The following is a 25,274-nucleotide window of genomic DNA, read 5'->3' on the forward strand; positions in this document are numbered from 1 at the left end:
TGTCAGGAGGGCGAAGTGAGCGCCAGAAAAGGAAAACCTCGCGGATTGGGGCGCGGCTTGTCCGCCTTGATGGCGGATGTATCACAGGATCCTGAAGGCCGGGTCACGGCTGAACCACGTCGGCCGGACATGAAGGTTCCGATCGAGAAGCTGCGGGCCAACCCGAATCAGCCGCGCCGCACATTCTCGCAGGATCAACTGGACGAGCTTGCTGCCTCGGTCAAAGAGAAAGGGATTATCCAGCCCCTGATCGTTCGCCCGGTCGGCGGCGGCGAATATGAAATCGTCGCGGGTGAGCGCCGCTGGCGCGCCGCGCAGATGGCGCAGTTGCACGACATTCCGGTCATCGTGCGCGAATTTGACGACACCGAAGTACTTGAAGTCGCCATCATCGAAAACATCCAGCGCGCTGATCTGAACGCCGTGGAGGAGGCCGCTGGCTACAAGCAGTTGATGGATCGGTTCGGCCACACCCAGGAAAAGTTGGCCGAAGCCCTGGGTAAAAGCCGCAGCCATATTGCCAACCTTCTGAGGCTGTTGTCACTGCCGGGTGACGTTCAAGTCCTTGTTGTTGAAGGTAAAATCTCGGCCGGACACGCGCGCGCCCTTATCACTGCGGATAATCCGTCCGAACTGGCGAAAACTGTCGTGAAAGACGGCTTGTCAGTCCGCGCGACCGAAGCGCTGGTCAAGAAGCAGCAACAGGGCGACAAAGATCGTCCCGCACCGCGGTCGCGTGACCTCAATGCAGGCAAGGACGCAGATACGCGGGCTTTGGAAAAAGACCTTTCCGCGATTCTGGCGATGAAGGTGGTCATCAACCACAAGCCCGGAACCGAGACCGGGCAGGTCGTGCTGACCTATGAAAACCTGGATCAACTGGATGATCTCTGCGCAAAGCTCAGCCGTTAGGGCGTGACCAGATAAAGATCATCACCGCGCCCAAGGTCACGGCCTGAATAATCAGGACATGGCTGGGCACAGAGACCAGAACCGACAAACCAAAGACGGCGGCAACCGACAGGGTCGCCGCCTTTTTTGCGGCTGGCCGGATCGCGCCCGAGGTTTGCCAATCAAGGATTAACGGACCGAAGGTTCGGTGAGACATCAGCCAGTTGTGCAGACGGGAAGAAGAGCGCGCGAAACAGAAGGCGGCCAACAGTAGGAACGGAACGGTGGGCAGCAGGGGCAGGGCAACGCCGATCATGGCCAAGGCGACGCAGAGCAATCCAAATGTGGCCCACAAATAGTGCATGACTAATCCAGCAACTCACGGATCACCGCATTGAGAACCGCGCGGCCGTCAGCAGTGGCGGAAACGCGGGGGCCGTCTTGGGCGATCATTCCGATGTCCTGCAGGTAGCCCAGTTTGCGTTGCGGCAAAGGGTGCCCGGACAGGCAATTGAAACGGTCCATATCTAGACCCTCAGTCAAGCGAAGGCACATCATGAGGTATTCGTTCGCTTGTTCTTCGGCGGTCAGGGGAGTCCGCAGCTTTTCGCCGTTTCCTTGCGCGGCGGCATTCAGCCACGCGGTCGGTGCCAGATGGGTTTCGGTTGCGATCCGCTGGCCATCCACCGTGATCCGCCCATGGGCGCCCGGTCCGATGCCGACATAATCGCCATAGCGCCAATAGATCAGGTTGTGCCGCGACTCGGCCCCGGGAACAGCGTGGTTCGACACCTCGTAGGCGGGCATGCCGTGGGTTTCGCAGATCTCTTGCGTGGTCAGATACATGTCGGCTGCGCTGTCGTCCTCGGGCAGGCCACGCAGCTTTCCGACAGAATAGCGGTCGCCGAATGCGGTGCCGGCCTCGATGGTCAACTGGTACAGCGACAGATGGTCGATCGCCATCGACAGCGCCTCGGTCAGCTCGGCGCGCCAGGCCTCAAGCGTCTGGTACTGGCGGGCATAGATCAGGTCAAAGCTGACCCGGGCGAAACAGCTGCGGGCGATGTCGAAGGCGGCGCGGGCCTCGGCCACGCTGTGGATGCGGCCCAGCCGCCGCAGATCTTCGTCATTCATCGCCTGAATGCCCATCGAGATCCGGTTCACACCGGCATCGCGATAAGCGGCGAACCGTCCGGCCTCGACCGAGCCGGGATTGGCCTCGAGCGTGATTTCCATGTCATTGGCGGGCCGCCAAAGGCTGCGGGCGGCGTCGATCATGGCGGCGACGGTTTCGGGCGCCATCAGCGATGGGGTGCCGCCGCCAAAGAAGATCGTGTTCAGAACCCGGTCAGGGGTTTCGGCGGCTGCGCGCTTCAGCTCGGACAGATAGGCGTCAAGCCATTGTTTTTGATCAATATTTCTGGAAACATGGCTGTTGAAGTCGCAATAGGGGCACTTGGCCTCGCAAAAGGGCCAATGCACGTACAGGCCAAAGCCCCCGTTGCGCCAATCATCCGCCAAAGCAGCCTTTCACGAACAGCTCGACCGCGCGGGCGCGGTGGCTGATCTTGTTCTTTTCCCAGCGATCCATCTCGGCGAAAGTAACGTCGTACCCATCGGGAACGAACATCGGGTCATAGCCGAACCCATCCTTGCCGCGGATCGGCCAGACCAGATGACCGGGTGCGACGCCCTCGAACACCTCGTCATGGCCGTCGGGCCAAGCCAGTACCAGCGTGCAGCGGAACTGGGCGGTGCGTGGATGCGGGGCGTTGCGCGCCTCAAGCTCGGTGTGGGCGCGGGTCATGGCCATCAGAAAATCGCGGCCGTTTCCGGTTTCGGCCCAGTCGGCGGTGTACACGCCCGGCGCACCGTCCAGCGCATCGATGGTGATGCCGGAATCGTCGGACAGGGCGGGCAGGCCGGTGGCCTTAGCGGCGGCATGGGCCTTGATGCGCGCGTTGCCGACGAACGTGTCCTCGGTCTCTTCGGGTTCGGGCAGGTTCATCTCGGCCGCGCTCACGACGGTCACGCCAAAGGGCTCGAGCAGATGGGCCATCTCCTCGAGCTTGCCCTTGTTGTGCGTGGCCACCAGCAGCCGATCGCCTTCGAACCGGCGGGTCATGCGGTGGCGGCCTTTTGCGCAGCCACCAGCTCGGCCACGCCTTTTTCGGCCAGTTCCATCAGCTGATCCATCTGCGCGCGGCTGAAGACGGAACCTTCGGCGCTCATCTGCACCTCGATCAGTTTGCCCGAACCGGTCATGATGAAGTTGCCGTCAACGCCGGCCTCGCTGTCTTCGGGATAGTCCAAGTCCAGAACGGGCTGGCCGGCATAGATGCCGCAGGATACGGCGGCGACCGGATCGACCAGCGGGTCCGAGATCACGTCACCGGCCTTCATCAGCTTGTTCACCGCCAGCCGCAGCGCGACCCAGCCGCCGGTGATCGAGGCGCAGCGGGTGCCGCCATCGGCCTGCAGCACGTCACAATCCACGGTGATCTGGCGTTCGCCCAAGGCGACGCGGTCGACCCCGGCGCGCAGGGCGCGGCCGATCAGGCGCTGGATCTCGACGGTCCGGCCACCCTGTTTGCCACTGGCGGCCTCACGCCGCATCCGGGTGTTTGTCGCGCGGGGCAGCATGCCGTATTCGGCGGTGACCCAGCCCAGGCCCGACCCCTTGATAAAAGGCGGCACGCGATCCTCGATCGTGGCGGTACACAGAACATGGGTGTCGCCGATCTTGATCAGGCAGGAACCTTCGGCATGTTTGGTAAACCCGGTCTCGATTGAAACCGGGCGCATTTCGCTTAAATCTCGTCCAGAGGGTCGCATGAGATATCCTTTGTCTGCTGGCTTGGGGATAACGCCCGGCATGGCAGCGATGCAACCCCGATTGACCTTTCTGTTGGCAGCTATTTAATGACCACCCAGCAAGGGAACCACCGATGAGTGAAGCGAGCAAAATTCTGGACGAGTTGAACGACCGGTCGCGGGAAGTGTTTCGCCTGATCGTCGAAAGCTATCTGGAAAGCGGCGAGCCTGTCGGCAGCCGGACCCTCAGCCGGACCCTCAGTGAAAAAGTCAGCGCGGCAACGGTTCGCAATGTCATGCAGGATCTCGAGTTTCTGGGCCTTTTGGGCAGTCCGCATGTCAGCGCCGGCCGGGTGCCCACACAGGTTGGGCTGCGCATGTTCGTCGACGGCCTGCTGGAAGTTGGCGACCTGGGCGAGGACGACCGCAAGAAGCTGGATGAGACGCTGGGCAGCAATTCCGGTGATGTCAGCGGTATGCTGGATCGCGTCGGGGCCGCCTTGTCGAACGTCACGCATGGCGCGTCGCTGGTGCTGACACCCAAGCACGAATCCGAAATCAAGCATATCGAGTTCGTTTCCCTGGGCCATGACCGGGCCCTGGTGGTATTGGTTTTCGCAGATGGCCATGTGGAGAACCGGCTGTTCACGCCACCACCGGGTCAGACGCCCAGTTCGATGCGTGAGGCGGCCAATTTCCTGAACGCCCTGATCGAGGGCCGGAAACTGTCCGATGTGCGCCGGATGATCCAGACCGAGATTGCGGCGCGCAGGCAAGAGATCGACGTGCTGGCCCGCGAGCTTGTGGAAAGCGGCCTTGCGGCCTGGGAGGGCGAGGCGTCGGACTCGGCGCGTCTGATCGTGCGTGGTCGGGCGAATCTGCTGGGCGACACCGGTCAGGAAGAGGAGCTGGAGCGAATCCGGGTCCTGTTTGACGATCTGGAACGCAAGCGTGACATAGCCGAATTCCTCGAATTGACCGAGGAAGGTGAAGGTGTGCGCATTTTTATCGGCTCGGAGAACAAACTTTTCTCACTTTCGGGTTCCTCTTTGGTGGTGTCTCCTTATATGAACGCTGATCGAAAGATAATCGGCGCCGTTGGCGTGATCGGGCCGACCCGTCTGAACTATGGGCGGATCGTGCCGATCGTGGACTACACGGCGCAACTGGTTGGGAAACTGATTTCCGATCGGAGCTAGAGGGTAAAAGATGGCAGAGCCGAAGAACGAAGACTTTCTGGACGACATTGCAACTGCCGAGGCGGAAGAACTGGCCGAGGAGATGGCCGAGATCAGCGAAGAAGCGCTGGAACTGGATGCCCTGAAGGCCGAGCGCGATGAGTTGCGCGACAAGTTCATGCGCGCCCTGGCGGATGCGGAAAACGCACGCAAGCGTGGCGACAGGGCCCGCCGTGAGGCCGAACAGTATGGTGGGTCCAAACTGGCGCGCGACATGCTGCCGGTCTACGACAACCTGAAACGAGCGCTCGAGGCGGCTACGGACGAGCAGAAAGAGGTCGCAGCCGGCCTGATCGAAGGTGTCGAGCTGACCATGCGCGTGTTGAAGGACGTATTCCAGAAACACGGGATCGAGGTGATCACACCCGAGGTTGGCGACAAGTTCGACCCGAACCTGCACGAAGCCATGTTCGAAGCCCCGGTGCCGGGCACCAAAGCGGGCGAGATTATCCAGGTCTCAGCCGAAGGGTTCATGCTGCATGACCGCCTGCTGCGTCCGGCGCAGGTGGGGGTCAGCTCGACCCCGGCTAGCTGACGGGCCAGTGCTTCACTGACAATTGAATGGGGCGGTCAGGATCTGGCCGCCTCTTTCAGTTTGTAGATCAGGTCCAGCGCATCGCGCGGGGTCAGCTCGTCCGGCAGGATCTGGTCCAGCATGTCGGTGACCGGCGAGGCTTTCGCAGCCGGTGGCGGCGGGGGCGTTGCGGCGGAAAACAGCGGCAGATCATCGATCAGCGCTTTTTGCTTGCCCCCCTCGCTCTCGGTCTTCTCCAACTGGTCCAGAACCACGCGTGCGCGTTCGACGACCGAAGCCGGCAGGCCGGCCAGTTGCGCGACCTGCACACCATAGGACCGGTCGGCTGCGCCCTTGTGGACCTCGTGCAGGAAAATCACCTCGCCCTCCCATTCCTTGACCGCGACGGTGGCGTTTTCGACGCCCTCCAGCTTGCCGGCCAGCGCGGTCAGCTCGTGGTAATGGGTGGCGAACAACGCCCGGCAGCGGTTGGCGGCGTGCAGATGTTCCAGCGTGGCCCACGCGATGGACAGGCCGTCATAGGTGGCGGTGCCACGCCCGATCTCATCGAGGATCACCAGCGCCCGGTCATCGGCCTGGTTGAGGATGGCCGCGGTTTCGACCATCTCGACCATGAAGGTTGACCGGCCCCGCGCCAGATCGTCCGAGGCGCCTACGCGGCTGAACAACTGGCTGACTAGCCCGATATGGGCGCGTTCGGCCGGAACGAAACTGCCCATCTGCGCCAGCAGGGCAATCAGCGCATTCTGGCGCAGGAAGGTCGACTTACCCGCCATGTTGGGGCCGGTCAGCAGCCAGATGGCGGCGCCGTCCTCGGCACCGAGGTCGCAGTCATTGGCGATGAAGGCATCACCGGATTGCTGGCGCAGCGCGTGCTCGACCACCGGGTGGCGGCCCGCGACGATGTCGAAGGCGCGCGAGCCGTCCACCTGAGGGCGGCACCAGTTCTCGCCCAGCGCCAGATCGGCCAGCGCGGTGGTCAGGTCCAACTCGGCCAGCCCTCGCGCGGCCTGATTGATGCGGGCAGCCTGCGCCAGAATCTCGTCAGAAAGCCTTCGATAGAGCCGTTTTTCAATCTCAAGCGCCAGGTTTCCGGCGTTCAGGATGCGGGTTTCGATTTCGCTGAGCTCAACCGTTGTGAACCGCACCTGGTTGGCGGTGGTCTGGCGGTGGATATAGGTCTCGCTGAACGGCGGGTTCAGCATCTTTTCGGCATGGGTCGCCGTGGTTTCGATGAAATAGCCCAGCACGTTGTTGTGCTTGATTTTCAACGAGGCGATGCCGGTATGTTTCGCGTACTTCTGCTGAAACCCGGCAATGACCGAGCGGCCTTCGTCCCGCAGGGTGCGGGCCTCGTCCAGTTCGGCGTCGAAACCGGGGGCGATGTAGCCGCCATCGCGCGCCAGCAGTGGCGGGTCGGCGACCAGCGCCTGATCCAGCAGGTCGAGCAGATCGTCGAAGCCCACGAGGTTCTGCACCGCGGTCGCCAGCAGCACCGGCAGGTCCTGACCGGCGCAGATCTCGGCAATTGCCTGCGCCTGCGCCAGCCCGTTGCGGATGGCGGCCAGATCGCGCGGGCCGCCACGCTCCAGCGACAGGCGCGACAGAGCGCGGTCCAGATCGGGCGTTTTGCGCAGCGCCTCGCGCAGATCGGCGGCGATCAGGCTGTCCTGGGCGGCAAAATCCACCGCATCCAGCCGGGCATGGATCACATCCAGATTGCGCGAGGGGCTGGACAGGCGTTGTTCCAACAGGCGCGCGCCGCCCGGGGTCACGGTGCGGTCCACCACCGACAGCAGCGATCCGGCCCGTCCGCCCGACAAGGACCGTGTGAGTTCCAGATTGCGGCGGGTGGCTGCGTCGATCTGCACGACGCGATCCTCGGATTCCTTCATCGGCGTTTGCAACAGGGGCAATTTGCCCTTCTGCGTGATCTCCAGGTAATCGATCAGCGCGCCCATCGCGGACACTTCGGCGCGTCCAAAGCTGCCGAACGCGTCCAGCGTGCCCACGTGAAACAACCCGCAGATGCGTTTTTCTGCCGCACTGCTGTCGAAACTGGCCCGCCCGATGGGGGTGAGCGCGACGCCCAGGTCTTCGACCGTGTCGCGCAGATCGGCCTCGGCGCCATCGGCCACGATCAGCTCGGACGGGGCCAGCCGGGCCAGTTCGGGGCTGAGGCGCACCGACGTCAGCGGCATCACGTGAAACGCCCCGGTCGAGATGTCGGCCCAGGCCAGCGCGGCCTCGTCGCGCACCTCGGCATAGGCGGCCAGAAAGTTGTGGCGGCGCGCCTCCAGAAGTGCGTCTTCGGTCAAGGTGCCGGGGGTGACAAGGCGCACCACATCGCGCTTTACCACCGATTTAGAGCCTCTTTTCTTGGCCTCGGCCGGGCTTTCCATCTGTTCACAGACGGCGACGCGAAACCCCTTGCGGATCAGCGTCAGCAGATAACCCTCGGCCGAATGCACCGGCACGCCGCACATGGGGATGTCTTCGCCATTGTGCTTGCCGCGCTTGGTCAGGGCGATGTCCAGCGCCTCGGCGGCGTTCACGGCGTCCTCGAAGAACATCTCGTAGAAATCGCCCATGCGGTAGAACAGCAGGGCGTCTTTGTGGGCCTCTTTGATTTCCAGGTATTGCGCCATCATCGGCGTGACGTTGGACAAGGCTGCTCCCCTCTGGCGTATTCCGGCGCGACCTTACAAATCCCCCAACCGCGACGAAAGGTGAAATCGCATAGTCGTTGAGGCGCGCCCGCGCCTGCGGTATGAGGCGAAAAGCCCCGAAGTCATGGAACCGACCGTCAAAATGCCCAAAGCGAAGATCACCAAAGAAGAGGCGCTGGCCTTTCACCTGGAACCCACCCCCGGAAAGTGGGAGGTGCAGGCCACCGTTCCCATGACCACCCAACGCGATCTGTCGCTGGCCTACAGCCCCGGCGTGGCGGTTCCGTGTGAAGCCATCGCTGAGAACCCCGAGACCGCCTATGACTATACCAACAAGGGCAACCTTGTGGCCGTGATCTCGAACGGGACGGCGGTTCTGGGGCTGGGCAATCTGGGCGCGTTGGGGTCCAAGCCGGTGATGGAGGGAAAATCGGTCTTGTTCAAGCGGTTCGCCGACGTGAACTCGATCGACATCGAACTGGACACCGAGGACCCGGACGAATTCTGCCGCGCGGTCAAGCTGATGGGGCCGACCTTCGGCGGCATCAACCTGGAAGACATCAAGGCGCCCGAGTGCTTCATCATCGAGCAGCGCCTGAAGGAAGAGATGGACATCCCCGTCTTTCACGACGACCAGCACGGCACGGCGGTGATCTGCGCGGCGGGGCTGATCAACGCGCTGCACATCTCGGGCAAGAAGATCGAGGACGTGAAGATCGTCCTCAACGGAGCCGGGGCGGCGGGGATCGCCTGTATCGAACTACTCAAGTCGATGGGCGCCCGGCATGAAAACTGCATCGTCTGCGACACCAAAGGCGTGATCTATCAGGGCCGGACCGAGGGCATGAACCAGTGGAAATCGGCCCACGCGATTGCGACCGAGCTGCGCACGCTGGAAGAGGCCATGAGGGGCGCAGACGTGTTCCTGGGCGTATCCGTCAAAGGCGCGGTCACGCAGGAGATGGTCGCCAGTATGGCCGACAATCCGGTGATCTTCGCCATGGCCAATCCCGATCCGGAAATCACCCCGGAAGAGGCACACGAGGTGCGCGTTGACGCCATCGTGGCCACCGGGCGCAGCGACTACCCCAACCAGGTCAACAACGTTCTGGGCTTTCCCTACCTGTTCCGCGGGGCGCTGGACATCCACGCCCGCGCCATCAATGACGAGATGAAGATCGCCTGCGCCCACGCGCTGGCCCGTCTGGCGCGCGAGGACGTGCCCGACGAGGTGGCGCTGGCTTATGGAAAATCGCTGACCTTCGGGCGCGACTACATCATTCCCACGCCGTTTGACCCGCGCCTGATCTATCGCATTCCGCCTGCCGTCGCGAAGGCAGGGATGGACACCGGCGCGGCCCGGCGGCCGATCATCGACATGGAGGCCTATGAGTTGAGCCTCAAGTCGCGCATGGACCCGACCGCCAGCATTCTGCGCGGCCTGAACGCCCGGGCCCGCGCGGCGCAAAGCCGGATGATCTTTGCCGAGGGCGACGATCCGCGGGTTTTGCGCGCGGCGGTGACGTATCAGCGGTCGGGCTTCGGCAAGGCGCTGGTCGTGGGCCGGCCCGACGACGTGAAGACCAAGCTGGAAGCCGCCGGTCTGGGCGACGCGGTGCGCGAATTGGAGGTGGTCAACGCCGCCAACACCACGCATCTCGATGCCTACAAGGACTTTCTGTACCAGCGATTGCAGCGCAAAGGCTTTGACCGCAAGGACATCCACCGCCTGGCCGCGCGCGACCGGCATGTGTTCTCGGCCCTGATGCTGGCGCATGGGCATGGCGACGGTCTGGTGACCGGGGCCACCCGCAAATCGGCGCATGTGCTGGACCGCATCAGCCATGTGTTCGACGCCGACGCCGCCCATGGTGCCGCCGGGATCACCGCGCTGCTGCACAAGGGCCGGATCGTGCTGATCGGCGACACGCTGGTGCATGAATGGCCCGACGAGAACGATCTGGCGACGATTGCCGAACGCGCCGCCACGGTTGCCCGCCACATGGGGCTGGAGCCTCGGGTGGCCTTCGTCAGCTTCTCGACCTTCGGCTATCCGGTCTCCGAGCGGACCGAAAAGCTGTACAAAGCCCCGCAAGTGCTGGAGGCGCGCGGCGTCGATTTCGAATACGAAGGCGAAATGACCGTCGACGTGGCGCTGAACGCCCACCAGCAAGAGGCCTATCCCTTCTGCCGCCTGACCGGGCCGGCCAACATCCTGATCGTGCCCGCGCGGCACTCGGCCTCGATTTCCACCAAGCTGATGCAGGAGATGGCCGGAGCCACGGTGATCGGCCCGATCCTGACCGGCATCGACAAGCCGATCCAGATCTGTTCGACCGGCTCGACCGCGAATGACATCCTGAACATGGCCATCCTGGCCTCGTGCGACATGGCGTGATCCGATGGCAATCTGGAACCTAGGCTCGATCAACGCCGACATGGTCTACGCGCTGCCGCACCTGCCGGCGCCGGGTGAAACCCTTGCGGCCAGCGGTTTGCAGCGGTTTCTGGGCGGCAAGGGCGCGAACATGTCGGTTGCGGCGGCGCGGGCCGGGGCGCATGTGCGCCACATCGGCGCCGTGGGGTCCGACGGGCTGTGGGCACGCGACCGGTTGACGGAATATGGGGTCGACACACGGCACATCGCGCAGGTCGATCAGCCCACGGGCCATGCGATCATCGCGGTGGATGCGCAGGGCGAAAACCTGATCATCCTGTACCCCGGCGCCAACCACGCGATCGGCGCCGATCAGGTTTCCGCTGCGCTGGCAGACTCTGACACGGGCGATCTTCTGGTGTTCCAGAACGAGACCACCGCACAGGTTGAGGCCGCGAAGCTGGGCCGCGAGCGGGGTCTGACCGTGTGCTATGCCGCAGCCCCCTTCAGCGCGGCGGCGGTTCAGGCGGTGCTGCCCTATCTGGAATTCCTGATCCTGAACGAGGTCGAAGCCGCCCAACTGCAACAGGCCACCGGGCTGGCCCCGGCCGATCTGCCGGTCGAACATGTGATCGTCACGCTGGGGTCAAAAGGCGCCCGCTATCATCAACGCGGCGAGGCGGCGGCAGAGTTTCCCGCCCACAAGGTCAAGGCCGTGGACACGACCGGGGCAGGGGACACCTTTACCGGATATGTCCTGGCCGGAATGGACCGCGGGATGCCGATGGCGCAGGCCATCACCCAGGCCAACCGGGCCGCTGCGCTGATGGTGATGCGACCCGGCACGGCAGACGTCATTCCCGATTTGAAAGAGGTGCGCGAGGCCGCACTGGATTAAGATCCGGCAAACGGCGCGGTGCTGCCCCACAGCTGCCGGACCCGCGCATCGCGGCCGCAGGCCTTGCGATAGGCCTTGTAGGCGTTCAGCTGGCGTTTCGGCCCGAACCGGGTGAACACCAGCTTTTTGCCCTTGTAGTAATCCTGATGATAGGCCTCGGCCGGATAGAACGCCCCAAGCGGCATGACCGGAGTCACGATGGCCTGACCCAGCACACGCTGCGCATCGGCCTTGCTGCGTTCGGCCAAAGCTTTTTCGCCCGTGTCAGAGACAAAAATCGCTGTGAGATAGCTCTCACCCCGGTCACAGAACTGCCCGCCCGCATCGGTGGGATCGACCGAGCGGAAAAACAGGTTCAGCAGGGTTTTACGGGAAACGCGGGTCGGGTCGAAGGTGATCTGCACCGCCTCGTAATGGCCGGTGCCGCCGCTCGTGACCTGGCTGTAGGTGGGGTTCGGAGTCGTGCCGCCGGTGTAACCCGAAACCGCCTCGATCACGCCGGGCACGGATTCGAAATCGGCCTCGACGCACCAGAAACAGCCGCCCGCCACGGTCAGCGTCTCGGTTCCGGCCGCCGGGGAAGGCTGAGCGCGCAGGATCAGCGCCAGCGCAATCAGCGCAAACAGAAGGGTCAGCTTGATCTGGTCGAGGCAACGGGTCATGGCGGATCTCCTTTCCGCCTCAGGCTGCCGCGCAACGGGGCGGCTGGCAATCGGCTGAAACCGTTTGTCACGCGGTGGTGAGACGAGTTTATCGCCTAGCCCAGCAACTGCCCCAGCTTCATCGCGACGCCCATGTCGCCCGAGATCTTGAGCTTGCCCATCATCACCCCGGTCATCGGGTTCAGCTTGCCGGTCAGCAGTTTGCCCAGGTTTTCGCGCGAGATGCGGATGGTGCAATCGGTTTCGCGGTCCTGGGTTGTGGCCGTGTTGTCGGCCAGCACGATCACGCCATCGGCGCCGCAATCGAATTTCAACGAGCCTTCAAAGCGTTTGTCGGCCAGCCCCTTCTGGAGTCCTTCGGTGATCTCCTGCAGCATCCCTGCCTCCCTTTTTCGCACTTGCGTTTGGGGTGACAGAGGGCAGGGGCCGGGGCAAGCGTGACCTTACGGGAAACCGCTCAGCCCAGGGCCTGCTGCGTGCGCGGGCAGGGCTGACCGTCGTAGAACGCACCCAGAACCGCCTGGAATTCGGGCGGAGCATCGGGCACGGCGGCGAACAGGGTCATGGACGACCGCAGCTTCTTGGCATCGACCTTGCCCAGAATCTCGGCCGGGTCCTTGCCTGCGTGGGTCAGCAGCAGCCGGGCCACCTCGGTCAGGCGGCGGCGCAATTCGGGGTGGGCCAGATAGGCCGCAGCCTCGTCCAGATCCTCGATCCCGTAGAGCTGCGCCATGTGTGATTGGCCCAGCTCGGCCAGTTGCGGAAAGACGAACCACATCCAATGGCTGGTCTTCTGTCCCCGTTCCAGTTCGCGCAGGACATCGGACCAGACCGTGTCCTGCGCTTCGATGAACATTTCCAGTTCGTCGTTTATGCTGTCATCCTCGGTCACTTGGACAACCGCTTGTCGCGCGCCGCCAGCAGCTTGAGCCGCAGCGCGTTCAACTGGATGAAGCCCGCAGCGTCTTTCTGGTCATAGGCACCGGCGTCTTCCTCAAAAGTCACATGCGCCTCGGAATACAGCGAATGATCCGACCAGCGGCCGACCGTCGAGGCCAGACCCTTGTACAGCTTCACGCGGACGGTGCCGGTGACATGTTCCTGGCTCTTGTCGATGGCGGCCTGAAGCATCTCGCGCTCGGGGCTGTACCAGAAGCCGTTGTAGATCAGCTCGGCATATTGCGGCATCAGCTGGTCCTTCAGGTGCATCGCGCCGCGGTCCATGGTGATGGATTCGATGCCGCGATGCGCCTCCAGCAGGATGGTGCCGCCCGGTGTTTCGTAGATGCCGCGCGATTTCATGCCCACGAACCGGCCTTCGACCAGATCCAGACGACCGATGCCGTGCTTGCCGCCGTATTCGTTCAGCTTGGTCAGCAGGGTGGCGGGACTCATCGCCTCGCCATTGATGCTGACCGGGTCGCCTTTTTCAAAGCCGATCTCGATATATTCAGGCTCGTTCCGGGCGTCCTCGGGGTGGACGGTACGCTGATAGACATAGTCGGGCGCCTGTACAGCGGGGTCTTCCAGAACCTTGCCCTCGGACGAGGTATGCAGGAGGTTCGCATCCACCGAGAAGGGTGCCTCGCCGCGCTTGTCCTTGGCGATCGGGATCTGGTGCGCCTCGGCAAATTCCAGCAGCTTGGTACGGCTGGTCAGGTCCCACTCGCGCCAGGGCGCGATCACCTTGATGTCAGGGTTCAGCGCATAGGCCGCCAGTTCGAACCGCACCTGGTCATTGCCTTTGCCGGTGGCGCCATGCGCCACCGCGTCAGCGCCGGTTTCCTTGGCGATCTCGATCAGGCGCTTCGAGATCAGCGGCCGCGCGATCGAGGTGCCCAGCAGGTACAGCCCTTCGTACTGCGCATTGGCGCGGAACATCGGGAAGACGAAATCGCGGACGAACTCCTCGCGGATGTCCTCGATATAGATGTTCTCGGGCTTGATCCCCAGCAGCTCGGCCTTCTGGCGGGCGGGCTCAAGCTCTTCGCCCTGACCCAGATCGGCGGTGAAGGTCACCACCTCGCAGCCATACTCGGTCTGCAGCCATTTCAGGATGATCGAGGTATCAAGGCCACCGGAATAGGCCAGAACAACTTTCTTGGGCGCGGACATCTGACTTCCCCTTATGCGTAAGACGATTGGCCCCTAGCGGGTTTTCGACGTGGGGGCAAGAAGCTGTGGATTGACCGGGCGGCGGAATTGCAGTCAAACGGTAACAACCATGGATTGATTAAGGAAATTTCGGAATGCTCGGATGGAATATTTTTGCCCACTCGCTTCGGATGGTTTTTGGCAATCTCAAGCAGGTGGCGCAAATCGTTATCGGACCGGCCGTAATCGGAACGGTTGCAATCATCGGCCTGTTCATGGTGTCCGGAATTCCTCTCGAGGCATTTGATGACAATCCGAACGGGCTGCCGCCGGGAGTGAACCCGGGGGCCATTGTTCTGTTCGCGTTTCTCCTATTCGTCGTGATGGTCCTCATCATGGGCTGGATCGCGGTGGCCTGGCACAGATACATTCTTCTGGAAGAGTATCCTTCCGGCGTGCTGCCCACCTTTCGGTTCGATCGCATTCTGGCCTATTTTGGACGCGGACTGATGCTCGGGATCCTGATGGCAATTGCATTCCTGCCGATGGGGATCCTGACAGGCATGCTGGGCGAAGGACTGATCGCCGTTTCGATCATCCTGACCATCGGCTACCTGGTTTTCCTGGCTATTTGCTTCTATCGGCTGTCCATCATCCTGCCGGCTGCGGCAATCGGCCAGCCGATCACGTTGGCCGAGGCTTGGAACAACACTCTGGGTACCGGAGGTACAATCGTCGTTCTTATCGTGGTCTCGTTCCTGTTTCAGTTTCTGGTTCAGCTGGCGATCGGAGTTTTGTCGATCATTCCGGTACTGGGTGTATTGATCGCCCTGTTTTTCGGGATTCTGATCCTGCCGATGATCAACGTCAGCATCCTGACCACGATGTACGGCGTGTTCATCGAAAAGCGCGAACTGGGCTGATCGCCCGTACACCGATGTATTCCTTGCCCTTGTCGGCCTGATGGGGCAGGGAATGCGGCATGAGTGATTTCATGACCCGCGCCCGCGCCGCCGAACAGGCGATGCGCACCGTGTTTCCTGCAACGCCGTTGCAGCGCAATGCCCATCTGTCCGAGAAATACGATGCCGACATCTGGCTGAAACGCGAAGACCTCAGCCCGGTGCGGTCCTACAAGATCCGCGGCGCGTTCAACGCCATGCGCAAGCAGCAGGGACAGGACCTGTTCGTGTGCGCCAGCGCTGGCAACCACGCGCAGGGCGTGGCCTTTATGTGCAAGCACATGGGGGTCAAAGGCGTGATCTTCATGCCGGTGACGACACCTCAGCAAAAGATCCAGAAGACCCGAATCTTTGGTGGCGACAACGTCGAGATCCACCTGACTGGCGACTATTTCGACCACACGCTTGCCGCGGCTCAGGACTGGTGCGCGCAGCAGGGCGGGTATTTCCTGTCGCCCTTCGACGATGACGACGTGATCGAGGGGCAGGCCTCATTGGCCGTCGAAATCGAGGAACAGCTGGGCCGCCTTCCCGATCACGTGGTGCTGCCGGTGGGCGGGGGCGGCATGTCCTCGGGCGTGGCGACGTGGTTCGGCGACCGCACCCATTGCCTGTTCGTCGAACCCGCGGGCGGGGCCTGTCTGCGCGCGGCGCTGGCGGCGGGCCATCCGGTGTCGCTGGACAAGGTGGACAATTTCGTCGACGGCGCGGCGGTGGGCCGGATCGGTGACAAGCCGTTCCAGCTGTTGCGCGACCGGCATCTGTCGGACGTGATCGTCCTGCCCGAAGACCGCATCTGCACCACCATGATCGAGATGTTGAACGTGGAAGGCATCGTGCTGGAACCCGCCGGGGCCCTGGCGATCGAGGCGGTGGGCGACGTCCAGAGCTTTGTGCGCGGCAAGACGGTCGTCTGCGTCACCTCGGGCGGGAATTTCGATTTCGAGCGTCTTCCCGAGGTCAAAGAGCGGGCGCAGCGCTACTCGGGCGTCAAAAAATACTTCATTCTGCGCCTGCCGCAGCGACCCGGTGCGCTGAAGGAATTTCTGAACATCCTCGGCCCCGAAGATGACATCGCCCGGTTTGAATACATGAAGAAATCAGCGCGCAATTTCGGTTCAGTCCTGATCGGGATCGAGACCAGCAAGCCGGACAATTTCCTGCGCCTGTTTGCGCATCTGGACGATGCCGGGTTCGTCTATACCGACATCACCGAGGACGAGACGCTGGCACAATTCGTGATCTGACCGATTACAGGTTGTCCTTTAGGCCGGACATGAATTCCGCGCGCGAGCGGTCAAAAGCCGCAATGACCGCGTCCAGATCGACTTCCGCCCCATGGCCCGCAGCAGCGCGCAGTTCGCCATCCTGACAGAGTTTGGACAGGCTCTCAAAACCAAGGCTCAATGCACTGCCCTTGAGGAAATGCAGGTTCTGCTCAAGCGCGGATCGGTCGGTGTCCGACGTCAAGCGGCCCATGACCTCACCGACTTCATCCAGAAAAATCCGGACGACCTCGTCGAACTCCTCGGACCCGACTTCATCACGCAGCTGGCGCACCCTTGGCCAGTGTATCATCACCGTCCTCCACCTTGACCGGTACCGTCTCTGAATACCGGTCCGGGGTAAAATCCGGGTTAAGCCGCTGCGGTGAACAGCTTTCATCGGTTGTTAAGCCGAGCGCCGTAGCTTTGCCGCACCCCCGTAGGAAAATGCGCAGAGGTTTCGCGTGCGAGTGTCCAGCCAAATTGAGGCCAAGGCTGAACTGGATTTTGGAGCCATCCGGACTGTGCTGGTGGTCGATGACAGCCGTCTGCAACGCCGTATTCTGGTGGCGTCGCTGAAGAAATGGGGATTCACGGTTGTCGAGGCCGACAGCGGTGAAGAAGCGATCGAGATCTGCAAAAAGGGCCTGCCCGATCTGGTGCTCAGTGACTGGGTGATGCCGGGCATGGGCGGGCTGGAATTCTGCCGGGCGTTTCGCGCTTTGGAGAACGACCAGTACACCTATTTCATCCTTCTGACCTCAAAAAGTGAGAAGCAGGAAGTCGCGCGCGGCCTGGATGCCGGTGCGGATGATTTCCTGATCAAACCGCTTGAAGCAGACGAATTGCGGGCCCGCATTTCGGCAGGGGCCCGCATTCTTGATATGCAGCGCGAGCTTTCGGACAAGAACCGGTTGATCGAAACCGCTTTGGCCGAACTGCGCCTTGCGCATGACGCCATCGACAAGGATCTGATCCAGGCGCGCAAGATTCAGGAATCACTGGTGCCGGAACTCTATCGGGAATTTGGCAAGTCCCGGGTCAGCCTGCTGCTCAAACCCTGCGGCCACATCGGGGGTGACCTGGTGGGGATGTTCTCGCCGGGCGCGAACCGGATCGGGTTCTACAGCATCGACGTCTCCGGCCACGGTATCACGTCAGCAATGATGACAGCGCGGTTGGGCGGGTATCTGACCAGCCAGCATTTCGATCAGAACGTCGCAATGGAGAAGCGGTTCAACAAGTTCTACGCCTTGCTGCCACCCGAGCAGGTGGCCGCTATCCTAAATGCCCGCCTGATGGCCGACACGGGGATCGAGGAATATTTCACCATGGTCTACGCCATCGTGGATCTGCGCAACGGCCACCTTAGAATGGTTCAGGCTGGGCACCCCCATCCACTGCTGTTGCGCCGGACCGGCCGGGCAGAGTTCCTTGGGGATGGCGGCCTTCCCATCGGATTGCTGCCCGATGTGGCGTTCCAGCAGACCGAAACCTATCTGCAGCGCGGTGACAAGCTGCTGTTGTACTCGGACGGCTTCACCGAATGCCGTGTCAAAAACGGTGATCTTCTGGATGAGGATGGGCTGCAACGGATGGCGCTGGAATGCCTAGGGGCGAACAGCGGGCCGGAGTTTCTGGACGACATGTTCTGGCGATTGACTCAGGGCATGCCGCCGGGAACGGGGATGGAGGATGACGTTTCAGCTGTGTTTTTCGAGTACAACGGAAACTAAAGCCCGGATAGTTGCAGCCGCGCGAAGTGCCGGTCGCCTGCATTGCCCAACATGTGAACCGCATCGCCGGTGTTCATCCAAACCGCTTCGTGAAAGGGTTCGGTCGGTGGTCTTTTGCGCTGCACCGGGCGGGCCCGGTAGATCAGACAGACCTTCTCGGCCCACAAATCATATTCGGGCATGTAGGTGAATCGCCGGAACGCACCAACCCGCCGCGGGTCCGCGATCGACCATCCGGTTTCTTCGAACACTTCGCGATGCAGGGCGACTATTGGCGACTCGCCGGGGTCGATCCCGCCACCGGGCAGCTGCAAGTCGGGTCCGGGTTCGGTCTGGCAGGTCAGCAGCAGGCTGGCCCCGCGCGGCAGCAGCGCATAGACGCCGACCCGGCGCGTGTATTTCCGTCCCGGTTCCGGGGTTTCGCCGAACCGTCTGATCATGTAAGGACCCTTTCAACCCCGAATGTACGACCTATATGGTGGCGATATGCCAACTTGCGGCGCTTAAGGAAACCCCATGTCTCTTGGAACGAAAATCGCGTGGGACGATACCGTCCTGCCCTTTCAACTTGATGTATCGGATATGCGTGGCCGCGTGGCCCGGCTGGACGGGGTGCTGGACGGCATCCTGAAGCAGCACAACTACCCCGCGCAGGTCGAGGCGCTGGTGGCCGAGATGGCCTTGCTGACCGCGCTGATCGGCCAGACCGTCGCGCTGCGCTGGAAGCTGTCGCTGCAGGTTCAGTCCAAGGGGCCCGTGCGGATGATCGCCACTGACTATTACGCCCCGCGCGAAGAGGGTCAGCCCGCGCAGATCAGGGCCTATGCCAGCTTTGACCGCGACCGTCTGACCGAAGGTGCTCCCTTTGATCAGGTGGGCGAGGGATACTTTGCGATCCTGATCGACCAGGGCAAGGGGACGCAACCCTATCAGGGGATCACGCCGCTGGCCGGAGGATCGCTCAGCGCCTGCGCCGAGGCGTATTTCGCGCAGTCCGAACAGCTGCCGACCCGCTTCTCGCTCAGCTTTGGCCGGTCGACCGAGCCGGGTGTGGGCGAACGCTGGCGCGCCGGCGGCATCATGCTGCAGCACATGCCAAAGGCGTCTCCGTTTGTCGCCAGCGGCGAGGGTACGGGCGAAGTTCTGACAGCCGCCGATCTGGTCGATGGTCAGGAAGAAGAGAACTGGGGTCGGGTCAACATACTTCTGGACACGGTCGAGGATCTGGAAATGATCGGACCATCCGTGGCGCCGACCGATCTGCTGGTGCGCCTGTTCCACGAGGAACAGCCCCGCGTGTACGAGGCCCAGTCGGTGCAGTTCGGCTGCACCTGCTCCGAGGACCGCGTGCGTCAAAGCCTGTCGATCTACTCGGCCCAGGACATCGAGAAGATGACCACGGATGAAGGCACCGTGACCGCCGACTGCCAGTTCTGCGGCGCGCATTACGTGCTGGATCCGAAATCCGTCGGGTTCGAGGCAGAAGATCCGGATGCCGGCTGACCTGATCCCGCGTCTGAGCGCGGCGCTGGCCCGTCCCGGTGACGGGTCCAGCGACTTCGACCTCAATCCCGGGACGGTTCTGCCTGCGGGGCGCAAGCTGCGCCCCGCGGGTGTTCTGATCGCCGTGGACCTGGCCCGCGACGATCCGCGCCTGATCCTGACCAAGCGGTCTTCGGCCCTGAAACACCATCCGGGGCAGATCGCCTTTCCGGGTGGCAAGCAGGATGACACCGATGCGGATGTGACCGCAACCGCCCTGCGCGAGGCGCAGGAGGAGATCGGCCTGCCGCCGGACCTGCCACGCATTCTGGGTACCTTGCCGGTGCATGAAACCGTCACGTCATTCGCCGTGACACCGGTGGTGGCGGTTCTGGAGCGCGGCTTTGACCCGGTGGCCGAACCGGGCGAGGTTGACGAGGTATTTTCGGTTCCTCTTGCGCATGTGCTGAACCCTGCGAATTATGTGGTTGAATCGCGCATCTGGCGCGGAACACGGCGGTATTACTTCGCGGTGCCCTTTGGCCCCTACTACATCTGGGGCGCCACGGCCCGCATGTTGCGCGGGTTGGCGGCACGGATGAACGAATGATGCGGATCACCGAAGACTGGATCACGAACCCGGCCACGCAGAACGTGTGTGCGGCGCTGACCGAGGGCGGCGCGCTGGCGCTGTTCGTTGGGGGTTGCGTCCGCAATGCGCTGCTGGGGGCCCCGGTCTCGGATCTCGACATCGCCACCGATGCCCGCCCGCAACAGGTGATGGACCTGGCTGAACGAGCCGGGCTGAAGGCGATTCCGACGGGGATTGATCATGGCACCGTGACCGTGGTCAGCGACGGCAAACCACATGAGATCACAACCTTTCGCCGCGACGTCGAAACCGACGGGCGGCGCGCGGTCGTGGCCTTTTCGGACCAGGTGGAAGAGGACGCCGCCCGCCGCGATTTTACGATGAACGCGCTCTATTCCCGCCCCGACGGCACCATTCTGGATCCGCTGGGCGGCCTGCCCGACCTGCAGGCGCGGCGCGTGCGGTTCATCGGTGCGGCCCAAGATCGCATCCGCGAGGACTATCTGCGCTCGTTGCGGTATTTCCGGTTTCACGCCTGGTATGGCGATGCGCAGGCCGGGATGGACCCGGATGCTCTGGCGGCGATTGCGGCCGATCTGGACGGGCTCGACCGGCTGTCGCGCGAGCGGGTCGGAGCCGAGATGCTGAAACTGCTGGCCGCGCCCGATCCGGCCCCGTCGGTGGCCGCCATGCGCAGCATCGGCGTTCTGGCGCATCTGCTGCCCGGCGCCGACGATCGGGCGCTGCCGATCCTGATCCATCTTGAATCGCAGGCCGGGCTTGCCCCCGACGCGCTGCGCCGCCTGGCAGCCATCGCAGGGCCCGAGGTTGCCGGGACTCTGCGCCTCAGCAAGGCGCAATTGGCCCGCCTGACCCGGATCCGCGACGGCGCGCTGGGCAGTGCCGATGCGGCCGAATTGGGGTATCGGCTGGGCCGGCCAGACGGACAGGATGCGACCCTGCTGCGCTGTGCCTTTCTGGAACAACCCTGGACGGCTGAGACGGGCGCGGCCGTTGAAAAAGGGGCCGCAGAGACATTCCCGGTCAGGGCCGCCGATCTGCTCGGGCGTTACTCCGGCCCTGCGCTGGGCGCAAAACTGGCCGAACTGGAAAGCCGCTGGATCGCCTCGGATTTCACGCTGGACCGGGACGCGCTGCTGCAAGTTTGACGGGAAGTCTCAAAAGGGGATGACAAGCCCGCAGGTGTTCGGATAGGGTGCGCCTGTCACATGGATGGAGGACTGCGAATGTATTACGGGATCTGGTTCGGCTAAGGCCAGAACACCTGACCCGTACGGGTGGTGTTTTGGCGCCATCTGCTTTCGCATTTTCAATTTTCCTGCTCAATCGGAGCACCTCCATGTTTCGCTATTTCGAAAACCTCGTAGACCCTTTTGTTGCCTATGAAGAGGTAGACACGCCGCCGACGCGGCTGTGGCCTTTCATGCTGGATTATTCCCGCCCTTTTCGGCGCGTCTTCTTCTGGGCCGCGCTGATGTCGATCATCGTGGCCGCGGTCGAGATCGGGCTGATCTATTATATGGGCCGGGTCGTCGACCTGCTGGGCGGATCGCCGTCCGAAGTCTGGCAGGCCCACGGGACCGAGCTGGTTCTGGTGGCGCTGTTCATCCTGTTTCTGCGCCCGATCCTGCATGTGCTGGACGTGCTGTTGCTGAACAATGCGATCCTGCCCAATTTCGGAACGCTGATCCGCTGGCGGGCGCACAAGCACGTTCTGCGCCAGTCGGTCGGTTGGTTCGAGAATGATTTTGCCGGGCGTATCGCTAACCGCATCATGCAGACCCCGCCCGCCGCGGGCGAGGTGGTGTTCCAGGTGTTCGATGCGATTTCGTTCTCGCTGGCCTATCTGATCGGCGCGGCGATCCTGCTGATGGCTGCCGACCCGCGCCTGCTGCTGCCGCTGCTGATCTGGTTCGCGCTCTATGCGCTGCTGGTGCGCTGGACGGTGCAGCGGGTGGGGCCGGCATCGCAGGCCGCGTCCGATGCGCGGTCCACGGTGACGGGCCGGGTGGTCGACAGCTATACCAACATCCACTCGGTGAAGATGTTCGCCCATGCCCAGCAGGAGCTCGACTATGCGCGCGAAGCAATCGAAGAGACCCGGCGCACCTTCCAGACCGAAATGCGCATCTTCACCATCATGGATGCCGTTCTGGTCGCGCTGAACGGCGTGCTGATCATCGGTGTGGTCGGCTGGGCCATTTACCTGTGGATGCAGGGCAGTGCCTCGGTCGGGGTGGTGGCGGCGGCCACCGCGCTGACGCTGCGGCTGAATGCCATGACCGGCTGGATCATGTGGGCTCTGACCAGCTTCTTCCGCCAGCTGGGCGTTGTGGCCGAGGGGATGGAGACCATCGCCCAGCCCGTCGACCTGCTGGATGCGCCGGGCGCCAAACCATTGCAACTGACCGACGGCCGGATCGAGATCCGCGACCTGTCGCACCATTATGGCCGCGAGACCGGCGGGCTGGATCACGTCAATCTGACCATCCAGCCGGGCGAAAAGGTCGGGCTGATCGGGCGCTCGGGGGCCGGGAAGTCGACCCTCGTCAAGTTGCTTCTGCGGTTCTACGACGTGGAAAGCGGTGCGATCCTGATCGACGGGCAGGACATCCGCACCGTCACCCAGGACAGCCTACGCCGCAATATCGGCATGGTTCAGCAGGACAGCGCGCTGTTGCACCGCTCGGTGCGCGACAACATCCTGTATGGCCGTCCCGATGCCACCGAAGAGCAGATGATCGCCGCTGCCAAGCAGGCCGAGGCGCATGACTTCATCCTCGACCTGCAGGACCCGCAGGGCCGCACCGGCTATGACGCCCATGTGGGCGAGCGCGGCGTCAAGCTGAGCGGCGGGCAACGGCAGCGGGTGACGCTGGCGCGGGTGATCCTGAAGGACGCGCCGATCTTGTTGTTGGACGAGGCCACATCCGCCCTAGATTCCGAGGTCGAAGCCGCAATCCAGGAGACGCTGTACGGCATGATGCAGGGCAAGACCGTGATTGCCATCGCGCACCGGCTCAGCACCATCGCCAAGATGGACCGCATCCTGGTGATGGACGGAGGCCGGATCGTCGAGGAAGGCACCCATGCCGATCTTCTGGAGCAGGGCGGTCTTTACGCCCAGTTCTGGGCGCGCCAATCTGGCGGCTTCATGAACCCCGAGGCCGCGGACGAGGCAGCAGAATGACGGTCGCAGACCTGATCAAACCGTTTGAACCCACCCAGACGCCCCCGCCGCAAAGGCTGGGGGCGTTCATTCGCTGGTGCCTGACAGGGGCCTGGCCCATGTTGTTCGCCGCTGCACTGTTTTCGGCCCTGGCAGGTGCAATGGAGGCTGGAACCGCCTGGATTCTGGGCTGGGTGATCGACATGGCGACCGCCAGCGGCCCCGAGAACTTTCTGACACCGCGAAACCTTTGGATGATCCTGGGCGCCGTGGCGTTCTTCATGCTGATCCGGCCGCTGCTGTTCGGGCTGTCCTCGGTGTCGAACAATTATATCGTCATGCCCAACATCCCGCCGCTGGTCCTGGCCAAGCTGAACCGCTGGACGCTGGGCCAGTCCGTCACCTATTTCGACGACGATTTTGCCGGACGGATTGCCCAGAAACAAATGCAGACGGCCAATGCGCTGACCTCGGTCGTGTCCGAAACCATCAGCGCCATCGTCTTTGCCTTGGCCTCGCTCGTGGGATCTTTGCTTTTGTTAGGGTCTATTCATCCCCTTGTCATGCTGCCCTTCGTGGCCTGGCTGGCGGTGTATTTCCTGCTCGTGCGCTGGTACCTGCCGCGCATCCGTACACGCTCGGCCGCGCGGGCCGGAGCGCGGGCGATGGTGTCAGGACAGGTGGTGGACACGATCACCAACATCAAGACCGTCAAGCTGTTTGCCCATTCCGAGTTCGAGGATCAGGCCGCGCGCGACTCGATGGTTGCGCTGCGCGACAAGTCTCTGGCCTTTGGCAAACTGTCGGCCAGTTTCCGGTTCATTTTGATGACACTGGCGGGGCTTCTGCCGGTTCTGCTGTTGGGCGCGACGCTGTGGCTGTGGCAGGCCGGGTCGGCGACCACCGGGGATATCGTGGCGGCGGGCGCCATTTCGATCCGCATCGCGCAGATGACGGGCTGGGTCAGCTTTACCCTGATGGGGATCTACGCCCATGTGGGCGAGATCGAGAACGGCATGAAAACCCTGGCGCGGCCCGACCGGGTCGAGGATGCGCCGGACGCCACCGAGCTGACGGTGCCCGAGGGCCGGATCGAGTTCCGCGATGTCAGCTTTGCCTATGGTCGCGACGTGGGCGGAGTCTCGGACCTGACGCTGACGGTGCAGCCGGGCGAGAAACTGGGCATCGTCGGTGCCTCGGGGGCGGGGAAGTCCACCCTGGTTTCGCTGCTGCTAAGGCTCTATGACAGGGAAAATGGGCAGATTCTGATCGACGGGCAGGACATCGCCCGCGTCACGCAGGACAGCCTGCGCCGCCAGATCGGCATGGTCACGCAGGAAACCGCGATGTTCAACCGTTCGGCCCGCGACAACATCCTGTACGGTCGGCCCGATGCCAGCGAAGACCAGATGATCGCCGCCGCCAAAAAAGCCGAGGCGCATGATTTCATCCTCGATCTGCAGGACGGGCAGGGGCGCAAGGGCTATGACGCGCATCTGGGCGAGCGCGGCGTCAAGCTGAGCGGCGGCCAGCGTCAGCGCATTGCTTTGGCCCGCGCGATCCTGAAGGACGCGCCGATCCTCGTGCTGGACGAGGCGACCTCGGCGCTGGATTCCGAGGTCGAGGCCGCGATCCAGACCGCGCTGCACCGGGTGATGGAAGGCAAGACCGTTCTGGCCATCGCCCACCGCCTGTCCACCCTCAGCGAGATGGACAGGATCATCGTTCTGGATCACGGGCGCATCGTGGAAAGCGGGCCGCATGACACTCTGCTGGCGCAGGGCGGGTTGTATGCGCGGTTCTGGCACCGCCAGTCGGGCGGGTTCATCCAGACCGAGGCCGCCGAATAAGGGTTTTGTTGGCGCATCA

General features: G+C 63.0%; 24 protein-coding genes. 13 read left to right on the plus strand and 11 right to left on the minus strand.

Annotation, left to right across the window (positions count from 1 at the left end; genetic code table 11):
* The first annotated feature begins 15 nt into the window (after positions 1-15).
* Entirely contained in the window at positions 16-912 is an 897-nt protein-coding gene (locus GOW72_RS00490) for a ParB/RepB/Spo0J family partition protein (protein WP_170364348.1), read from the plus strand.
* Here the strand turns inward: GOW72_RS00490 and GOW72_RS00495 are convergent.
* From GOW72_RS00495 to rph, 4 genes are read right to left on the minus strand one after another with little or no spacing between them, the layout of a single operon-like run.
* Entirely contained in the window at positions 902-1,255 is a 354-nt protein-coding gene (locus GOW72_RS00495; RefSeq protein ID WP_170361108.1) for a YbaN family protein, read from the minus strand. The two genes, GOW72_RS00490 and GOW72_RS00495, sit on opposite strands and share 11 nt — an antisense overlap.
* A gap of 2 nt (positions 1,256-1,257) precedes the next feature.
* Complete coding sequence (hemW, locus tag GOW72_RS00500; RefSeq protein ID WP_170364350.1) at positions 1,258-2,412, minus strand: radical SAM family heme chaperone HemW; 1,155 nt, start codon at positions 2,410-2,412, stop codon at positions 1,258-1,260.
* A complete protein-coding gene (rdgB, locus tag GOW72_RS00505) occupies positions 2,402-3,016 on the minus strand; it encodes an RdgB/HAM1 family non-canonical purine NTP pyrophosphatase (protein WP_170364353.1) in 615 nt (204 codons plus the stop codon). Before rdgB ends, hemW begins: the two co-directional genes overlap by 11 nt.
* Entirely contained in the window at positions 3,013-3,726 is a 714-nt protein-coding gene (gene rph, locus GOW72_RS00510) for a ribonuclease PH (protein ID WP_170364355.1), read from the minus strand. Before rph ends, rdgB begins: the two co-directional genes overlap by 4 nt.
* A gap of 113 nt (positions 3,727-3,839) precedes the next feature.
* Between rph and hrcA the strand changes: the two genes are divergently transcribed.
* Together hrcA and GOW72_RS00520 are read left to right on the plus strand one after the other, a co-directional pair.
* Complete coding sequence (hrcA, locus tag GOW72_RS00515; RefSeq protein ID WP_170364357.1) at positions 3,840-4,904, plus strand: heat-inducible transcriptional repressor HrcA; 1,065 nt, start codon at positions 3,840-3,842, stop codon at positions 4,902-4,904.
* Positions 4,905-4,914: 10 nt separating this feature from the next.
* On the plus strand, positions 4,915-5,478 hold the full coding sequence (locus GOW72_RS00520) for a nucleotide exchange factor GrpE (protein WP_170364359.1): 564 nt from the start codon (positions 4,915-4,917) through the stop codon (positions 5,476-5,478).
* A gap of 35 nt (positions 5,479-5,513) precedes the next feature.
* Here the strand turns inward: GOW72_RS00520 and mutS are convergent, their stop codons facing one another.
* On the minus strand, positions 5,514-8,129 hold the full coding sequence (gene mutS / locus GOW72_RS00525) for a DNA mismatch repair protein MutS (protein ID WP_170365954.1): 2,616 nt from the start codon (positions 8,127-8,129) through the stop codon (positions 5,514-5,516).
* Between the two features lie 160 nt (positions 8,130-8,289).
* On the opposite strand from mutS, the gene GOW72_RS00530 reads away from it, so the two are divergent.
* On the plus strand, positions 8,290-10,545 hold the full coding sequence (locus GOW72_RS00530) for an NADP-dependent malic enzyme (RefSeq protein ID WP_170364361.1): 2,256 nt from the start codon (positions 8,290-8,292) through the stop codon (positions 10,543-10,545).
* A gap of 4 nt (positions 10,546-10,549) precedes the next feature.
* On the plus strand, positions 10,550-11,422 hold the full coding sequence (locus tag GOW72_RS00535; RefSeq protein WP_170364363.1) for a ribokinase: 873 nt from the start codon (positions 10,550-10,552) through the stop codon (positions 11,420-11,422).
* On the opposite strand, the gene msrA is transcribed toward GOW72_RS00535, so the two are convergent.
* The 4 genes from msrA to GOW72_RS00555 all read right to left on the minus strand — a co-directional run bounded on the left by msrA (position 11,419) and on the right by GOW72_RS00555 (position 14,199).
* Positions 11,419-12,084, minus strand: coding sequence for a peptide-methionine (S)-S-oxide reductase MsrA (gene msrA, locus GOW72_RS00540; protein ID WP_170364365.1), 666 nt, complete (start codon positions 12,082-12,084; stop codon positions 11,419-11,421). The two genes, GOW72_RS00535 and msrA, sit on opposite strands and share 4 nt — an antisense overlap.
* A gap of 95 nt (positions 12,085-12,179) precedes the next feature.
* A complete protein-coding gene (locus GOW72_RS00545; RefSeq protein WP_170361121.1) occupies positions 12,180-12,461 on the minus strand; it encodes an SCP2 sterol-binding domain-containing protein in 282 nt (93 codons plus the stop codon).
* Between the two features lie 80 nt (positions 12,462-12,541).
* Entirely contained in the window at positions 12,542-12,940 is a 399-nt protein-coding gene (locus GOW72_RS00550) for a DUF1810 domain-containing protein (RefSeq protein WP_170361345.1), read from the minus strand.
* Positions 12,941-12,972: 32 nt separating this feature from the next.
* Positions 12,973-14,199 carry an argininosuccinate synthase gene (locus GOW72_RS00555; RefSeq protein ID WP_170364367.1) on the minus strand — a complete coding sequence of 409 codons (1,227 nt, stop codon included), beginning with the start codon at positions 14,197-14,199 and terminating at the stop codon, positions 12,973-12,975.
* A 134-nt stretch (positions 14,200-14,333) separates the two neighbouring features.
* Between GOW72_RS00555 and GOW72_RS00560 the strand changes: the two genes are divergently transcribed.
* Both GOW72_RS00560 and ilvA read left to right on the plus strand, forming a co-directional pair.
* Positions 14,334-15,101, plus strand: a complete 768-nt coding sequence (locus GOW72_RS00560) for a hypothetical protein (RefSeq protein WP_170364369.1) — start codon at positions 14,334-14,336, stop codon at positions 15,099-15,101.
* 59 nt (positions 15,102-15,160) lie between these two features.
* On the plus strand, positions 15,161-16,387 hold the full coding sequence (gene ilvA / locus GOW72_RS00565; protein ID WP_170364371.1) for a threonine ammonia-lyase IlvA: 1,227 nt from the start codon (positions 15,161-15,163) through the stop codon (positions 16,385-16,387).
* Positions 16,388-16,391: 4 nt separating this feature from the next.
* Here ilvA and GOW72_RS00570 read toward each other — a convergent pair whose 3' ends face one another.
* Complete coding sequence (locus GOW72_RS00570; RefSeq protein ID WP_170364374.1) at positions 16,392-16,718, minus strand: Hpt domain-containing protein; 327 nt, start codon at positions 16,716-16,718, stop codon at positions 16,392-16,394.
* Between the two features lie 157 nt (positions 16,719-16,875).
* Between GOW72_RS00570 and GOW72_RS00575 the strand changes: the two genes are divergently transcribed.
* The gene (locus GOW72_RS00575; RefSeq protein WP_170364376.1) at positions 16,876-18,141 is read left to right on the plus strand and encodes a SpoIIE family protein phosphatase; all 1,266 of its coding nucleotides are present in this window, start codon (positions 16,876-16,878) and stop codon (positions 18,139-18,141) included.
* Here the strand turns inward: GOW72_RS00575 and GOW72_RS00580 are convergent.
* Positions 18,138-18,581 carry an NUDIX hydrolase gene (locus tag GOW72_RS00580; protein ID WP_170364378.1) on the minus strand — a complete coding sequence of 148 codons (444 nt, stop codon included), beginning with the start codon at positions 18,579-18,581 and terminating at the stop codon, positions 18,138-18,140. The two genes, GOW72_RS00575 and GOW72_RS00580, sit on opposite strands and share 4 nt — an antisense overlap.
* Before the next feature lie 76 nt (positions 18,582-18,657).
* On the opposite strand from GOW72_RS00580, the gene hslO reads away from it, so the two are divergent.
* The 5 genes from hslO (at position 18,658) to GOW72_RS00605 (ending at position 25,255) form a co-directional block, all read left to right on the plus strand.
* On the plus strand, positions 18,658-19,644 hold the full coding sequence (gene hslO, locus GOW72_RS00585) for an Hsp33 family molecular chaperone HslO (protein WP_093963913.1): 987 nt from the start codon (positions 18,658-18,660) through the stop codon (positions 19,642-19,644).
* Positions 19,634-20,233, plus strand: coding sequence for a CoA pyrophosphatase (locus GOW72_RS00590; RefSeq protein WP_170364380.1), 600 nt, complete (start codon positions 19,634-19,636; stop codon positions 20,231-20,233). Before hslO ends, GOW72_RS00590 begins: the two co-directional genes overlap by 11 nt.
* Entirely contained in the window at positions 20,233-21,384 is a 1,152-nt protein-coding gene (locus GOW72_RS00595; RefSeq protein ID WP_170365955.1) for a CCA tRNA nucleotidyltransferase, read from the plus strand. The genes GOW72_RS00590 and GOW72_RS00595 overlap by 1 nt, the downstream gene beginning before the upstream one ends.
* Positions 21,385-21,575: 191 nt before the next feature.
* Positions 21,576-23,426, plus strand: a complete 1,851-nt coding sequence (locus tag GOW72_RS00600) for an ABC transporter ATP-binding protein (RefSeq protein ID WP_170364382.1) — start codon at positions 21,576-21,578, stop codon at positions 23,424-23,426.
* On the plus strand, positions 23,423-25,255 hold the full coding sequence (locus tag GOW72_RS00605) for an ABC transporter ATP-binding protein (RefSeq protein ID WP_170364384.1): 1,833 nt from the start codon (positions 23,423-23,425) through the stop codon (positions 25,253-25,255). Before GOW72_RS00600 ends, GOW72_RS00605 begins: the two co-directional genes overlap by 4 nt.
* Positions 25,256-25,274: the final 19 nt, after the last annotated feature.

It is taken from the genome of Ruegeria arenilitoris, from assembly GCF_013032855.1.
GTDB lineage: Bacteria > Pseudomonadota > Alphaproteobacteria > Rhodobacterales > Rhodobacteraceae > Ruegeria > Ruegeria arenilitoris.

Excerpts from the sequence above, each read along its gene's own strand:
- GOW72_RS00495 (WP_170361108.1), bottom strand. The coding sequence starts at position 1,255 with ATGCACTATTTGTGGGCCACATTTGGATTGCTCTGCGTCGCCTTGGCC.
- rdgB (WP_170364353.1), bottom strand. The coding sequence starts at position 3,016 with ATGACCCGCCGGTTCGAAGGCGATCGGCTGCTGGTGGCCACGCACAAC.
- rph (WP_170364355.1), bottom strand. The coding sequence starts at position 3,726 with ATGCGACCCTCTGGACGAGATTTAAGCGAAATGCGCCCGGTTTCAATC.
- hrcA (WP_170364357.1), top strand. The coding sequence starts at position 3,840 with ATGAGTGAAGCGAGCAAAATTCTGGACGAGTTGAACGACCGGTCGCGG.
- GOW72_RS00520 (WP_170364359.1), top strand. The coding sequence starts at position 4,915 with ATGGCAGAGCCGAAGAACGAAGACTTTCTGGACGACATTGCAACTGCC.
- mutS (WP_170365954.1), bottom strand. The coding sequence starts at position 8,129 with ATGATGGCGCAATACCTGGAAATCAAAGAGGCCCACAAAGACGCCCTG.
- GOW72_RS00530 (WP_170364361.1), top strand. The coding sequence starts at position 8,290 with ATGCCCAAAGCGAAGATCACCAAAGAAGAGGCGCTGGCCTTTCACCTG.
- GOW72_RS00535 (WP_170364363.1), top strand. The coding sequence starts at position 10,550 with ATGGCAATCTGGAACCTAGGCTCGATCAACGCCGACATGGTCTACGCG.
- msrA (WP_170364365.1), bottom strand. The coding sequence starts at position 12,084 with ATGACCCGTTGCCTCGACCAGATCAAGCTGACCCTTCTGTTTGCGCTG.
- GOW72_RS00545 (WP_170361121.1), bottom strand. The coding sequence starts at position 12,461 with ATGCTGCAGGAGATCACCGAAGGACTCCAGAAGGGGCTGGCCGACAAA.
- GOW72_RS00550 (WP_170361345.1), bottom strand. The coding sequence starts at position 12,940 with ATGTTCATCGAAGCGCAGGACACGGTCTGGTCCGATGTCCTGCGCGAA.
- GOW72_RS00555 (WP_170364367.1), bottom strand. The coding sequence starts at position 14,199 with ATGTCCGCGCCCAAGAAAGTTGTTCTGGCCTATTCCGGTGGCCTTGAT.
- GOW72_RS00560 (WP_170364369.1), top strand. The coding sequence starts at position 14,334 with ATGCTCGGATGGAATATTTTTGCCCACTCGCTTCGGATGGTTTTTGGC.
- ilvA (WP_170364371.1), top strand. The coding sequence starts at position 15,161 with ATGAGTGATTTCATGACCCGCGCCCGCGCCGCCGAACAGGCGATGCGC.
- GOW72_RS00570 (WP_170364374.1), bottom strand. The coding sequence starts at position 16,718 with ATGATACACTGGCCAAGGGTGCGCCAGCTGCGTGATGAAGTCGGGTCC.
- GOW72_RS00580 (WP_170364378.1), bottom strand. The coding sequence starts at position 18,581 with ATGATCAGACGGTTCGGCGAAACCCCGGAACCGGGACGGAAATACACG.
- hslO (WP_093963913.1), top strand. The coding sequence starts at position 18,658 with ATGTCTCTTGGAACGAAAATCGCGTGGGACGATACCGTCCTGCCCTTT.
- GOW72_RS00590 (WP_170364380.1), top strand. The coding sequence starts at position 19,634 with ATGCCGGCTGACCTGATCCCGCGTCTGAGCGCGGCGCTGGCCCGTCCC.
- GOW72_RS00595 (WP_170365955.1), top strand. The coding sequence starts at position 20,233 with ATGCGGATCACCGAAGACTGGATCACGAACCCGGCCACGCAGAACGTG.
- GOW72_RS00600 (WP_170364382.1), top strand. The coding sequence starts at position 21,576 with ATGTTTCGCTATTTCGAAAACCTCGTAGACCCTTTTGTTGCCTATGAA.
- GOW72_RS00605 (WP_170364384.1), top strand. The coding sequence starts at position 23,423 with ATGACGGTCGCAGACCTGATCAAACCGTTTGAACCCACCCAGACGCCC.